The sequence below is a fragment of the Caldicellulosiruptor naganoensis genome (genome assembly GCF_026914285.1).
GTDB classification, from domain to species: Bacteria; Bacillota; Thermoanaerobacteria; order Caldicellulosiruptorales; family Caldicellulosiruptoraceae; genus Caldicellulosiruptor; species Caldicellulosiruptor naganoensis.
Genome location: NZ_CP113864.1, coordinates 2343322 through 2356914 on the forward strand (window position 1 = coordinate 2343322; position 13593 = coordinate 2356914).

General features: G+C 36.1%; 16 protein-coding genes and 1 pseudogene. 3 read left to right on the top strand and 14 right to left on the bottom strand.

Translation table 11 applies throughout. From position 1 onward, the window contains the following. Positions 1-41: 41 nt before the first annotated feature. The 6 genes from OTJ99_RS11705 to OTJ99_RS13105 are packed head-to-tail and all read right to left on the bottom strand — an operon-like array spanning position 42 to position 5053. A complete protein-coding gene (locus OTJ99_RS11705; RefSeq protein ID WP_045166112.1) occupies positions 42-638 on the bottom strand; it encodes a TatD family nuclease-associated radical SAM protein in 597 nt (198 codons plus the stop codon). Positions 639-678: 40 nt separating this feature from the next. Next, positions 679-1443, bottom strand: a complete 765-nt coding sequence (locus OTJ99_RS11710) for a TatD family hydrolase (RefSeq protein ID WP_045166111.1) — start codon at positions 1441-1443, stop codon at positions 679-681. Next, positions 1443-3413 (bottom strand): methionine--tRNA ligase, encoded by a 1971-nt coding sequence (metG, locus tag OTJ99_RS11715; RefSeq protein ID WP_045166110.1) that lies wholly within the window; start codon positions 3411-3413, stop codon positions 1443-1445. Before metG ends, OTJ99_RS11710 begins: the two co-directional genes overlap by 1 nt. Before the next feature lie 58 nt (positions 3414-3471). Beyond that, on the bottom strand, positions 3472-4032 hold the full coding sequence (locus OTJ99_RS11720; RefSeq protein ID WP_045166109.1) for a DUF6512 family protein: 561 nt from the start codon (positions 4030-4032) through the stop codon (positions 3472-3474). 2 nt (positions 4033-4034) lie between these two features. After that, positions 4035-4763: a 2-phosphosulfolactate phosphatase family protein gene (locus OTJ99_RS11725; RefSeq protein ID WP_045166108.1), complete on the bottom strand. Its 729-nt coding sequence runs from the start codon at positions 4761-4763 to the stop codon at positions 4035-4037. A gap of 35 nt (positions 4764-4798) precedes the next feature. Beyond that, on the bottom strand, positions 4799-5053 hold the full coding sequence (locus tag OTJ99_RS13105) for a DUF6922 domain-containing protein (RefSeq protein ID WP_408612540.1): 255 nt from the start codon (positions 5051-5053) through the stop codon (positions 4799-4801). Positions 5054-5261: 208 nt separating this feature from the next. Between OTJ99_RS13105 and OTJ99_RS11730 the strand changes: the two genes are divergently transcribed. Together OTJ99_RS11730 and OTJ99_RS11735 are read left to right on the top strand one after the other, a co-directional pair. Then, entirely contained in the window at positions 5262-5615 is a 354-nt protein-coding gene (locus OTJ99_RS11730; RefSeq protein WP_235374921.1) for a hypothetical protein, read from the top strand. Between the two features lie 39 nt (positions 5616-5654). Beyond that, positions 5655-5813: a hypothetical protein gene (locus OTJ99_RS11735; RefSeq protein WP_235374920.1), complete on the top strand. Its 159-nt coding sequence runs from the start codon at positions 5655-5657 to the stop codon at positions 5811-5813. 167 nt (positions 5814-5980) lie between these two features. On the opposite strand, the gene cheB is transcribed toward OTJ99_RS11735, so the two are convergent. Further along, entirely contained in the window at positions 5981-7048 is a 1068-nt protein-coding gene (gene cheB, locus OTJ99_RS11740; RefSeq protein WP_045166107.1) for a chemotaxis-specific protein-glutamate methyltransferase CheB, read from the bottom strand. Positions 7049-7296: 248 nt separating this feature from the next. On the opposite strand from cheB, the gene OTJ99_RS11745 reads away from it, so the two are divergent. Next, positions 7297-7752: a DUF3842 family protein gene (locus OTJ99_RS11745; protein ID WP_045166106.1), complete on the top strand. Its 456-nt coding sequence runs from the start codon at positions 7297-7299 to the stop codon at positions 7750-7752. Here OTJ99_RS11745 and OTJ99_RS11750 read toward each other — a convergent pair. The 7 genes and pseudogenes from OTJ99_RS11750 to cas2 all read right to left on the bottom strand — a co-directional run bounded on the left by OTJ99_RS11750 (position 7732) and on the right by cas2 (position 13526). Next, positions 7732-8271: an FmdE family protein gene (locus OTJ99_RS11750; RefSeq protein ID WP_045166105.1), complete on the bottom strand. Its 540-nt coding sequence runs from the start codon at positions 8269-8271 to the stop codon at positions 7732-7734. The two genes, OTJ99_RS11745 and OTJ99_RS11750, sit on opposite strands and share 21 nt — an antisense overlap. A 23-nt stretch (positions 8272-8294) precedes the next feature. Next, on the bottom strand, positions 8295-8729 hold the full coding sequence (gene tsaA, locus OTJ99_RS11755) for a tRNA (N6-threonylcarbamoyladenosine(37)-N6)-methyltransferase TrmO (RefSeq protein ID WP_045166104.1): 435 nt from the start codon (positions 8727-8729) through the stop codon (positions 8295-8297). Between the two features lie 37 nt (positions 8730-8766). Further along, entirely contained in the window at positions 8767-9531 is a 765-nt protein-coding gene (locus tag OTJ99_RS11760; protein ID WP_045166103.1) for an ABC transporter ATP-binding protein, read from the bottom strand. Positions 9532-9534: 3 nt separating this feature from the next. Then, a complete protein-coding gene (locus OTJ99_RS11765) occupies positions 9535-10611 on the bottom strand; it encodes a FecCD family ABC transporter permease (RefSeq protein ID WP_045166102.1) in 1077 nt (358 codons plus the stop codon). A 28-nt stretch (positions 10612-10639) separates the two neighbouring features. Continuing rightward, complete coding sequence (locus tag OTJ99_RS11770) at positions 10640-11785, bottom strand: iron ABC transporter substrate-binding protein (RefSeq protein ID WP_045166101.1); 1146 nt, start codon at positions 11783-11785, stop codon at positions 10640-10642. A 334-nt stretch (positions 11786-12119) separates the two neighbouring features. Next, positions 12120-12743, bottom strand: a pseudogene (locus OTJ99_RS11775) (UPF0236 family transposase-like protein); the annotation flags it as partial. A 519-nt stretch (positions 12744-13262) separates the two neighbouring features. Beyond that, positions 13263-13526: a CRISPR-associated endonuclease Cas2 gene (gene cas2, locus OTJ99_RS11780; protein WP_013433567.1), complete on the bottom strand. Its 264-nt coding sequence runs from the start codon at positions 13524-13526 to the stop codon at positions 13263-13265. Positions 13527-13593 lie beyond the last annotated feature (67 nt).

Below are 13593 nucleotides of genomic sequence, written 5' to 3' on the forward strand. Positions count from 1 at the left end.
CAATTTATTTTTTTATCCTGATAAATTCCCCTTTATTCTTATTATCCCTCATACGCTCTCACTTTAAAATTCACGCCAAGGTCTCTGGCAATTTCCTTGCACCTGTCTATCTCCTCTTCATCTATGACGGTATCTACACATGAAACCCACACTTCTTTTATGTATTTTTTGCTTTCTTTTATAAACTCAATTACATGGTCGTATATATCTTCATTAAATGGTCTACAAATCTCATTGTACTTTTGTTTGTTTGAAGCGTTAAGACTTATCGAAATTCTGTCAATAAGGCCGTGAAGAAGCTGTGGAACATTTTTCTTGTGAATGTAAGAGGCATGTCCATTTGTGTTAACTCTCAAGGGCACAGCTGTCTTTTCTTTTAGCCTTTTTGCAACCTCAATCACAACATCAAGCCTGATAAGTGGCTCACCATAGCCGCAAAAGACAATCTCATCATACTTTTGTGGGTCTTTTATGCTGTTTAAAATCTCATCTGCTGTTGGGTCTTTTTCAAGCCACAGGTCATACTCGCTACCTAAACCTTTTTCAGTGTTTCTTATACAGAATATGCATGAGTTTGTGCATTTGTTTGTAACATTGATATATAGCTTGTTGTCAATTGTGTATGTTATCATTCCCATCTTTACTTTGACTCATCTCCTATCTTTTTGTTTTTTTACCTTATTTAATACCAAATACATCCATGGCATTTTTTGTTGTCTTTTCTATTACTTCATCTTCGGATACTTCTTTTATCTCTGCAATCTTTGATATTACATACTTCAAATATGTTGAATCATTGCGCTTGCCCCTGTGCGGATGAGGAGTAAGATAAGGGCTGTCTGTTTCAAGCATCAAAAGTTCAAGCGGGTATTCTTTTACAACCTCAATGAGCTTCTTTGCATTCTGGAAGGTCACAACCCCGCCAACAGAGATATATATCCCATGTTTTCTTAAAATCCTGCTCATCTCAACACTTCCTGAATAGCAGTGAATCAAAATTGGTATTTTGCCAATTGCATGTTCTTGTAAAATATCAAGTGTATCTTTGTGCGCCTCTCTTGAGTGAACAACAATAGGAAGATTTAGCTTTTTTGCAACCTCTATCTGGCGAACAAAAACCTCTTTTTGCACATCTCTTGGCGAAAAATCGTAATGGTAATCAAGACCTATCTCACCAATTGCAACATTCTTTTCATATTTGGCAAGCTCAAAAAGATCATCTTCAAAATCTTTTGGCGCATCTTTTGCCTCATGAGGATGAATTCCCACATTTACATAAATGTGGTCGTACTTTTTCGCAATTTCAATATTTTCTTTTGATGACTCAATAGATGAAGAGGATGAGATGGCAACAATTCCCTGTTGTTTTAGCCTTGCCATCACATCCTCTAAGTCATCCAAAAATGCTTCATCGTCATAATGTGCATGAACATCAACTATCATCACTTTACTTTAGCACCCTCTTTGATGTCTTTTTCAGGAGTAATCAGGCAAAGATCATCATCGATTGATGCTGCCAAAAGCATGCCCTGTGACTCAACACCACGCAGTTTTGCAGGTTTTAAGTTTGCAACAACCACAATTTTCTTACCAACAAGTTCCTCGGGTGAATAGTGTTTTGCAATGCCTGCAACTATCTGGCGTTTTTCATCTCCTAAGTCAACAATGAGCTTGAGCAGCTTGTCTGCACCTTCAATCTTTTCTGCCTCCAAAATCTTGGCAACTTTGAGTTCAATCTTTGCAAAATCCTCTATTGAGATATACTCTTTCTTTTCATCTTCTTTTTTGTCATCCGCTGGAACAGCACCTTCTATTTTTGTAGCATCAGTTCTATTTTGTTCTTCTTTCACCTTTTCTTCCTCCTTCTCATCAACTATCCTTGGGAAAAGCGGCCCAGCCCTTTTTACTTTTGTACCTTCTTTAATCAGCCCAAAAGTTGCCGCTGACTCCCAAGATGTTATCTCAGGATTTTCTTCTTTTGAAATTCCAAGCTGAGAAAGCATCTTCGGTGTTGTCTGCGGCATAAATGGTTCTATCAATATTGCAACAATTCTCAAAACCTCTGCTAAGTTGTACAAAACTGTTTTTAAGCGCGGATACTTAGATTTGTCCCTGCCAAGCATCCACGGCATTGTCTCGTCTATATACTTGTTCGCCCTTGCAATCAGCTTCCAGATTTCTATCAAGGCATTTGAAAATTGAAGCTCATCAAGGCATTTGCATACTTTTTCGTATACTTCTTTTGACAAGGTTATCAGTTCATTATCAAGATCTTCTTTTTCTTCAGGGAAATAGATAACTCCGTCAAAGTACTTTTCAATCATTGCAACTGTTCTTGACAAAAGATTTCCAAGGTCGTTTGCAAGGTCGCTATTGTGCCTTGTCTTTAGCGCATCTTCTGAAAAGTGACCGTCAGCACCAAACGGAATCTCTCTTAAGAGGAAATATCTTAGGCTATCAACTCCATACTTTTGCGCAAGTATTACTGGGTCCACTACATTCCCTTTTGACTTTGACATCTTGCCACCTTCTAAAAGTAGCCAGCCATGACCAAACACCATCTTAGGAAGTGGAAGGCCCAGTGCCATCAGCATTGCCGGCCAGATTATTGTGTGGAATCTTACAATTTCTTTTCCAACAAGGTGAACATCTGCCGGCCAGTATTTTTTGAACTTGCTGTCATCCTCGCTCATATACCCCAGTGCTGTTATATAGTTTGAAAGTGCGTCTATCCAAACATAGATTACATGTTTTGGGTCAAATGGCACAGGAATTCCCCACTTTAAAGTTGTTCTTGAAACGCATATATCCTCAAGGCCGGGCTTAATAAAATTGTTTATCATCTCGTTTGCACGCGACTGCGGAACTATGAAGTCAGGATGTTCTTCAATGTATTTTACAAGTGCATCTTGGTATTTTGAAAGCCTGAAAAAGTAGCTCTCTTCTCTCGCCCTTTCAACAGGCCTGCCGCAGTCAGGACACTTGCCATCAACAAGCTGTCTGTCAAGCCAGAATGACTCACACGGTGTGCAGTACCAGCCTTCATATTCGCTCTTGTAGATATCGCCCTGCTCATAAAGCTTTGTAAATATCTTCTGGACAACCTTCTTGTGGCGCTCTTCTGTTGTTCTTATAAAGTCATCGTATGAGATGTTCATAAGCTTCCAAAGGTCTTTTATTGACGCAACTATTTCATCAACATACTCTTGAGGAGTCTTGCCAACCTCTTGGGCTTTCCTTTCTATCTTTTGTCCATGCTCATCTGTGCCTGTCAGAAAAAATACGTCATACCCTCTGAGTCTTTTGTATCTTGCGATGGTGTCTGCAGCAACTGTGCAGTATGTGTGACCTATGTGAAGCTTATCAGATGGATAGTATATAGGCGTTGTTATATAAAATTTTGGTTTTTCCATAAACAATTTTCCTCCCCTTTTTAAAAACTTTTCTAAAATTTAGAATATATTTTTACACCTATATTCCATAGCGCTTGTGATCAAAATCGTAAAAAAGTTCTGGAATTTTTGGCGGAAAATATGTAAATAGTGGAAACAAAATCAGCATGATGATTAAAAGTATTACAAATGGTCCTTTTTTTATCTTTCTATTTGACAATGTTATTCCAAGTGAAACAAACTGGGCTATCATTACCGATAAAGCAAGAGAGAGAATGTCAAGAACCAAATTGTCTTCTAAAAATGCTGTATAGGTGTAGAAAAACACCGCTGTTAAAAATGGTATTAAAAGTAGCGCAACTGATTTTCCTACAATAAAATTGTCAAACTTCTTTCCATAAATGATAAATTCAATTACGTAAAAAATCAACCCCCCGAAAAATCCAATTTTAAGATGCTCCCATACACTCTCGTTGACTGCAAAAATCACAGCAGTCGGCATAGACCTTCCGAAAAAGTCAAACCCAAAGTGAAGAAAGCTTGATATTGCAATGATTATAAATATGCCTACAATAGATGTTATTTTGGCTCTTTTTCTATAAATTTTCTTTGAGTATGAAGAAAGATAGATTTCAAACATTTTTACACCTTCTCTACTACCAAGTTTTTATACTCACATACACAATCTATAAAGTCTTTCTTGAGACAAAATTGAAGGTCAGCTTCAAAGCCAATCCTTTTTAAATGATTATAGTGATATGAATATTTTAATATTTCATGAGGGTCATTTTCAAATTTTTTATAAAGCACATGTGATGCAAGAGAAAGATCATCTAAAAACGCATTTGGAAAATTCTCTTTAAATAAATCGACAAAATAGCCAGCACAAAGGATATCCTCAAGGGTAAATTTCTCTTCTGTTCCGGCACACACAATTGAGATTGTGTCAACGCTATACTGTAGAGCCTCTTTTATAATATACTCTGCAGTTTTTTTAGCATTTATAAATGAACCAAGAAAGATTCGCTTTGCAAAGGATGCTTTCTTGAGCGCTCTTGTGCCGTTTGTTGTTGTCATAACCACAGTTTTGCCAAAAATGGCTTCCTTTTTGTACGAAAGAGGTGAGTTGTCAAGGTCAAAACCTTCAATTTTCAAGCCACCTCTTTCTCCTCCAAGAAGAACCCTTTCATCTAACCTCTTGAAAAGCCGCGCTTCAGAAATATCCTCAACAGGAATTATTCCCTTTGCACCATTTGAAATAGCCCAAATCATAGTAGATGTTGCCCTGAGAAGGTCTATCACAATGGCATATGACTCTTTTAAAACCTCATCAGTTACCTCTTTGTAGTGTGAAAATGTAACTATCTTCAAGATTCTGCACCTTCTTCCGTAAATTTTTACGTTACTTAAAATGGAAATAACCCTTCCATCTTTTTGAATACCTCAAAACACCTCATTTCATCCTCTTTCAAATCGAAATATAGTTGCCAAAACCTTGCAGGTTTTTTCAAAAGACTTCTGCTATTCTTTACTACATCTTTAATTTCTTTTTTCGAATATGTGCTAAATAGCCACTTTATGCAATCTTGGTCTCCAAAGTTAAGAAGGCGCGTGATGATAAATGCTTTGTGCCTCTGAATGTCTAAATCTTTAAATTCAATATCCCAAAAGAATTTTTAAACTTTTCGGGTATTTGAGTTTGGCTGTCCATCTTAAAATCATAATCCCCCAAAAGAGTTTGCTTTACCTTTATATATACCATACTTGATCAAAAAGATACACACCTTTTTTGAAAACTTTTGAGTTAAATTGTGGTATAATAAAGATGTGAGGAGATATCCAAAAAGGTATAAAAAGAGTTGAGGTAAAATGGTAGGTGTATCATATATTAGTTCAAAGTCTTTGATAAACACTTTTTCGCAGAGCTTGCAAAATTCAATTGACTATATAATAATTTCTCAAGGAAATGTTTTGAACAATTTGAAAAACAATATAACACCTGATAAAGTAGCTATCTTCGAAAAGCAAACACAGCTTCCAAGTTTTGAAAACCAGCTTAAAATATACAGTCCAGAAATCCTAAGCTCCAAATCAGGTTTAGAGGTAGTACAAAACAGTTTTGAGCAAATGCCAGACCTGTCCTCACCAAGTACCTTAGTTGAAATAGCAAACCAGCTAAATCTTCTAAATAAAGGAGTTTTGACATCATACCAAACTTTTTAAGAACAAGATATTACTATGCTCTCCAGTAGTTATTCATTTTTGACCAAAGTACTGTCAGCTGATGATTTAAAAAGTCTTATGAGCAAAAACACTCCTATTTTGCAAGACATTATGATGTATACTTATAGTCCTCAAAATGGAATTGTACCTTATTTGCAGAGCAATTTTTCAACTTCTGTTTTGGATGTGAAGGTATAGGAATAGAGTGGTGTAATTACCGTTAAGATAGCACATTTGGTTTTCAGCCTTAATTGTAAAAAGTGTATAATCCCTTTGAATCTTCACTGAACATTTATCTTAGGCAGTGTGAATATATCGATGTGTCTTTAATCTTAAAGGGATATTTTAAATTTATTATTTTAGGTTTACACCTCATTTAAAAGTCTTATAATCTCATCTGTACTTAGCACTGCTTCTGCCGCTCCCTTTTCTATGGCAACTCTTGGCATACCAAAAACTACACATGATTCTTTACTTTGTGCAATTGTCAAAGCACCCTGATTTTTCATTTCCAAAAGACCATTTGACCCATCACAACCCATTCCAGTCATGATTATGCCTGTTGCATATTTTCCGTACCATTCAGCTACTGAACTGAATAAAATATCACAAGATGGTTTGTGGCTATTTACCTTTTCGACATTTTCAAGAAGTCTTATGTAATACTTTCCTAAGATCTTTTCAACAGCAAGATGTACTCCACCTTTTGCTATATAAATTACACCATTTTCAATCTTTTCACCATCTTCGGCTTCTTTCACCTGTCTTTGAGATATTTTGCAAAGCCTTTCAGCCAAGGCTTTTGTAAATGCTGGCGGCATGTGCTGAACAACTAATATTGGAATTGAAAAATCTTTCTTAAGATTTGTAAAAATCTTTTCTAAAACAGGGGGGCCTCCTGTTGAAATTCCAATTGCTATTACTTTACTTTCTCTTAGCTTATCCACTAAGTAATTAAGAGTACCAGCTTTAAGACCCTCAAGATAACTTAAAACTTTAGGTCTGTCTTTTTCTATCTTACTTTTTTTGCGGCTAAACTCTCTTCCTGTTAATATCCAGCGAACTTTATCTAACAGTTCTTTTTTAAATCCTTCAAATTCTTCTTTATTTGAGGGTTTTAATATGTAATCAATTGCACCTCTTGCAAGTGCTTCAAGAGTAATCTGGGCACCAGGTTCAGTATAAGCAGAAACCATTACAATTTTTGTTAATGGATTTATCTCCTTTAAATAGCCGATAAGTAAAAGACCATTCATATAAGGCATTTCATAGTCAATTAGTGCTAAATCAATGTTAAATAAACTAGCCTTTCTAATAGCAATAAGAGGATTTGTAGCTATAAAAACAACTATATCTTCTTCTAAACCCCTCAAAGCTCCTTTTATAACTTCACACATCAGTTCAGAGTCATCAACAATCAAGATCCTTTTCATAGTCTCCTTCACCATATAAAATTATTATTTGAGTATTTTGGAACTCCATACATGAGAAATTATACACAAAATTGTTGCAAATATTCAATTAATTTTTTTGCGATTTTTTGAAGGCAAAATAATACAAAAGCTATATAACTGAAAAATCAATAAAGATGATAGATAATTTTTTTTTGACAACTAAATTTAAAAGGTTTTATAATTAAAATTACTTAAAAAACACAATGTCAAAGGATTGAGATACACACATGGTCATTGCAGTTTTAGACGGACTGGGGGCTGGAATTGGAAGGGAATTTATAAAAAGACTAAAAAAAGAATTTGAAGATAAAATAAAAGTTGTTGCGCTTGGAACTAACAAAGTAGCTATGCAGAACATGATCAAAAATGGTGCAGATGTAGGATATTGCGGTGAAGATGAAATTGTTTATTTTTTGACAAACTTTGTACCAGATGCAATTGTGGGTCCAATCGGAATTCTGAGCTGTGGTGGAATAAACGGTGAAATTACTGCAAAGATAGCACATTTAGTTTTCAGCCTTGAATGCAAAAAGTACATAATCCCTTTGAATCTTCATGGAATATTTATCCCCGGCACTGTAAATCTATCTATGAAAGAGATATTTTCTTTGATAATAGATGACATAAAAGAAAGTTTAAAAAAAGAGGATGAGCAAAAGACTCTATCTTCCCCATCCTCTTGAGTAGTCTTCATAGCAGTCAAGACACAAAAATTTGCCATCTAAAATTCTTATTCTGTGCTCTGCTGCTCTCTCTCCACAGTTTTCACATTTCAAAGAACGGAAAATTCGTGCCATATTAGGAACTTTGTCTTTTGGTTCTTTGTACTCGAAAATCTCATCCAAAGGCGCTTCAAGGATATACTGTAAGTTTTCTTCTCTTGACCTGTTTTCTGCAAAACCCTTGAAAACAATTCTAATACCCTGATTTGTATCCCTTCTGAAAAACGTAAATGCCTGTTTGCCCCTGTCTTTGAAAATGAGATTGCCTTTGCCAGCAGTACAGCCCAAAATGACTTGAATAGCATCAACACCACATGCATCGTTTTCTGTTATGCAAACTACTTCTTCATCCGAAGAAAACTCAAGAGAAAGCTTTTTTGCTGCTGCCTCACATGCTCTAAAACCTATTGCAAGACCTGGGCATATGTGCCCGTGAAACTCAGCTGCCTTTTTCCAGAAAAGTTCTTTTTCCCATGTCATATTAACACCACCTTTCAAACATGTCATTTGCTTTGTTCTTCAAAAATTTTTTCTTGTAACCCTTTGGGAATGTCAATTCTTTCATAATAGGGTTTTATATCTATTACAGGTGAACCGTCTATCGCATCAAGCCCTTTTACAACAAGAACATTGCCTTTTAGGTCTATAAGCTCTGCAATATCTAAAAGTACTGGGTTTGGTCTGTTGGGAGACCTGCAAGCAAAAACACCTTTTGGAACATCTGAAAAGGGTGTTTTTGTAATTAAAGTCTCCCTGTTTGATTGATGTCCCCAGTACAAAATTATTAAGTACTTTGCCTCTTCGATATCCTTCAAACCATTAATATAATCTTCAAATATTTCTATATAGCAAATCTCTTCTGAATCCGCACCTTGCCGTGGCGCCTCTTCTTTTGTTTTATATGGACTGTGAATTATTCCTATTTTTACAAGTTCCATCAGTCCAAAATCTCCCCTTTTAAAAACTAACTTATGCTTAAATAGCAGCTACTATTGGAACAACAAAAATCTCATCACCATGCTTTTCTACTTTTACATCTATGCCATATACCTTCGAGATTATATCAGCCCTTATTACTTCTTTCCCGCCTGATGCAAATATTTTTCTATCTTTGATGAAGATGAACCAGTCAGAGAACCTGATGGCCAAGTTTAAGTCATGTAAGATTACAATTACTAAAATCCCTTCTTGCATTGAAAGTCTTTTTAAAATCTTCAAAACCTCTATTTGATTTTTCAAGTCAAGGTTGTTTATTGGCTCATCCAAAAGCAGGACTTTGGGCTCTTGGACAAACGCTCTTGCAATCACTACCTTCTGAAGTTCACCACCACTTATCTCATCTACATACCTGAAAGCAAGGTGCTTTAGTTCAAAAAGGTCAAGTGCCATCTCCACCTTTTTTAAATCTTCTGAAGAAGGAGCAAGCCCGGTAAAATGTGGTTTTCTCCCAAGAAGGATTGCTTCATACACTGTTATTCTGTTTGTAGTGTATCTTTGCGGAACATAAGCAACACTTTTTGAAAGCTGGCGCAAGGAAAAACTATTTGTGTCCTTGCCATCTATTAGCACAACTCCACTTTTAGGCTTTAAAAGCCTTGCTATGCATTTTAAAAGTGTAGATTTTCCTGCACCGTTGTTCCCCAAAATTGACACAAACTCTCCTCTTCTTGCTTCAAAACAAATCCCACTTAAGACCTGAAAGTCTTTGAAGCTAAACTCAAGGTTATCTACTTTCAGCATTTTTCATACCTTCTTTCCGCGGATTAAAAGATACATAAAAAGCGGTGCACCAAGGAAAGATGTCACAGCGCCAACTGGCAAAACAACTGGCTGTATTATAAGTCTTGCTACTGTGTCTGACAAAAGAAGCAAAAACGCACCTACAAGACCAGATGCCATAGTCAAAAACCTCTGGTCATTTCCTATAAACCTTCGTGCTATGTGAGGCGCTACCAAGCATATAAAACCTATAATTCCTAAGAAGGATACAATCACAGATGTTATAAAGCTGCTTACTAAAATCCCAAAAAACCTTGTTCTTTCAACATTCACACCAAGGCTTTTTGCAACATCATCGCCGCTTGCAATTGCATTGTAGTTCCATGAATTTGCCAAAAAGTACAGCCATGCTAAAATTACAAAAACCGCCATAATCTTTACATCATCCCATGTCGCTCTTCCAATATCGCCAAATGTCCAGAATACAAGCGCAGCAATCTTTACATCTGATGCAAAATACTGAATTATAGTTGTTGCGGCAGAAAAAAGAGAACTCAAGGCAACTCCAGAAAGCACAACTGCCTCTGGCGAAAACCTCTTTATTTGTGCTAAAGCAAGTACTACTCCAGTTGATAACATTGCCCCCAAAAAAGCACACACAACGACCACAGATGGATGCAAAATGGTAACAGAGTCAGAGGCGGCAGAACTTGTCGCTCCGCCGCCCAACACAATTATTCCAATTGCCGCACCAAACGCAGCACCCTGCGAAATTCCAAGAGTAAAAGGAGATGCTAATGGGTTGTGAAAAAGGCTTTGAATTGCAGCCCCACCAATTGCAAGACCAATCCCTGCCAAAATTGCCGCAACAACTCTTACAAGTCTTATGTCAAAGACTATAAGAGCTGTTCTTTCATCACTTTTTCCTAAAAAAGCCTTTAAAACATCAGAAAAACTCAAATCTGATGAACCTGACGATATTGCATATACCGAAAGAAGCACTGTCAAGATAGCAATAGTAATTAAAAACAGCACTTTCTCAGCAACAAGCTTTTTGTACTGTGATTTTAGTTTTTGGTGTTTCTCTACTTCTTGAGTCATCTTCATAAAACCTCTTTGCTCTTAATTTTTAGTCAAGCTTTATTTTCACAAACCCACCAAATTTCTTTGCCATCTTGGAATAAAGCGGCTTTCCTAAGAAGAATTTGTAAATCTCATCTGCTCGCTTGATTGGGTCAACATCTTTGAATCTGTCTGGATACACAACTTTTGCAATCCAGAATGTGTTTGCCAAAACAGTGTCAATGTTGGTCCAATAGAAGTTGTAAGGAAGCTGACCGTAAACTTTGCCATATTTGAAAGCTGAAAGTGATTTATAAAACTCAGGGTTTTTCTTGTAATCCTGCTTTACAAGATCCAAATTTGCCTCGTCAATAAATATAATATCAGGGTTCCACTCTAGAATCTTTTCTTTCTCAACCATGAACCAGCCTTCTTTGTTTGCCTGGTCTGCAACATTTATCACATTTATGGCCAAAAATGGAAAGTATTTGCCCATTGTACTCTCAAATCCATGCCCGCCTTTGAAACTGATAGCCCCCACATATACCTTTGGCTTTTTAGAAGCCGGGATATTTCTGGTTCTTTCATTGAAAAATGCCTTGCACCTTTGCATATAGTTTATGAGGTCTTCTGCACGCTGCTGCTTTCCTACAATCTTTCCAATGATTCTGAGCGATTTGTATACATTCTCATCAAAAAGAAGCTTTGTACCATAATCAAGCACAACAACAGGAATTTTTGTTTTTGCTTGAAGAGCATCTGCCTTTGCCCTGTCTAAAAAACTTGCTGCAAAAATAACATCTGGTTTTACAGAAATAAGTTTTTCTGGGTCAGGGGATGAGTCTGCCCCGCCTTGGCCAATTGTTGGAAGTCTTTTGAGCTCAGGATATGCCATGATATATGTTCTTGAACCTTCTTCCCATGCCTTTTCTGCATTTTCAACTCCAACTATATTTTTTGTTCCATTGACATACAAAACAAGCCTGAGTGCCCCAGGTCCTATCGCAACAATTCTTTTGTTTTTCTTGTTTTCAATCTCTACTTTTCTGCCAAGAAGGTCAGTCACAATTAACTTTGATGAAGACCTTTCTTGTTTTGCTTGACCTGAAAGTGCGTTCAATACAATTAGTAAGAAAAGACTCAAAATTAGCAAAATACTTATTGCCTTTTTACTTGCTTTAAAGTAATCAGAACAAAAACTCTTGCTTCTCATCAACTTCTTACCTCCTCTTTGTATATTTGTAAACAAAATAAAAGCCCACAACAGGTGAAAATCTCACCCTTCGTGGGCCTTGTTCTCAAAATCTTTGGTTATACCTTTGTCAAATTTATCTTACCCCCAACTCTAAATATTTATAGCACCTTCGTGGTGCTATTTAAGAATAATTCCGACTATCTTGATGCATTTAATTCTGCTTTTAATCTATAATCACTCTATCAGTTTGATTAAGCAATTCATCTAAATATTATAATACTAATCTCGTTTACAATTTTCAACCTTGTGTTATTAGTTAGATAGTGTCAAGAGTTTGTAGGGAAATTTTTTATTAAAACACGACTGCATTTAAGAAATCTCCAGTACCTAGCCCTTTCAGTACTCTAAACGTCAAATCAACTTTTCCTCTTGCTAAAATTGGCACATTATTCCTCGTCTCTTCAATCTGTTTCTTTATCTTCTTAACATCTTTTCTCACAATTTCTTTCAATATTTTTTCTTCTTTCTCTTCCTTGCTACAAATCTCTTTTAAATATACTTCTTTCAAGTTTACACCATTATACTTCAAGCTCAATAACTTTACCATCACTTCTGCTCCTTGTTCGCTCCATCCTCTTGGTCTTGAACTCATCCTATCTGCTAATACATGGCTTACATGCCCTTCTGCACTGCATCCTTTTATAATCCTATTATCTAACTCTAATACTATATTATCCCAATGATTGGCTATATATCTCCTACTTTCACTTATCCTCTTCAACGCTCTTTTGTCCTCTCCAGCCTTTTCCATCGCTTTAGCTACCAATCCCTCAAACTTCTCTCTATCCTTATCCCTCAACGCTTATACTATCCCAGCAAATATATTCTTATCTCCACCGCTTATTTTGATTACCTCTCTCATTAGATGAAACCTGTCTAATACAAATTCTGCACCCACTATCCATTCAAACCCTTCCACCTCATACCTTGCCTTCCTCTTCTTTTCATTCCTTACAATCTCATCTACAAGTCCGCATGCCTCTTTTATCATCTCCTTCCCTATCTCATCCATCTTCTCCTTCAATTCCATTGAATACATCGCTATATCCTTCTCTCCTCTTAATATCTCTACTATCCCTTCTCCAAATCTATTTAAAAGTTCCTCTATTTTTGCTATAATATTATCAAACATTTTGCTCCCTCCTTTGGTTTGTTTTTCTTTTCAGTTCTCTTCTTCTTTCTTTTTACTCATTATTTTATATCATTCTCTCATTTTTCCCAAGAGGAGGGAGCATTTTTTCCATCTCAAGTCCTATAAATATTTTACACTAAGAATTGCAGCGAGGGGGGTGGTGGGGATTTGTTAGTAGTTGGTAAAGTGTCTTGAAATCCTTGAAGGAAAAGAATGCAAAAGCCTTAAAAATAATTATAGACCTCGCTGCAAAGTGGTTTTGTTTGGAAATGTATGTTCATCATTGGTATCCTTTAAAAATATTCAAATTATAATAGAATCATAGTTCTTTTCTTGACCCAAAACTTTTTTATTGCACACAAGTTTATATTCCATCTCATAAAAATATACCGAATCTTCATCCTTTTCTATGACCGATAAAAGCTCCCGTTTGCACTTTTCAAGCTTGCCAAGTGTGATTTCTCCTTCAAACACTGAATTTTGAACCCATGTGAAGTATTTTTTTAAAATCTTTCTTACCTTGTTGACCCTCTTTTCATTTATGTCGTATGTGACTATAACAAAGATGCTCTCTCACTCCTTTTAGCATAAATTCTTATGAAAGACTAACTCCCTAATCAATAAAAAATATATT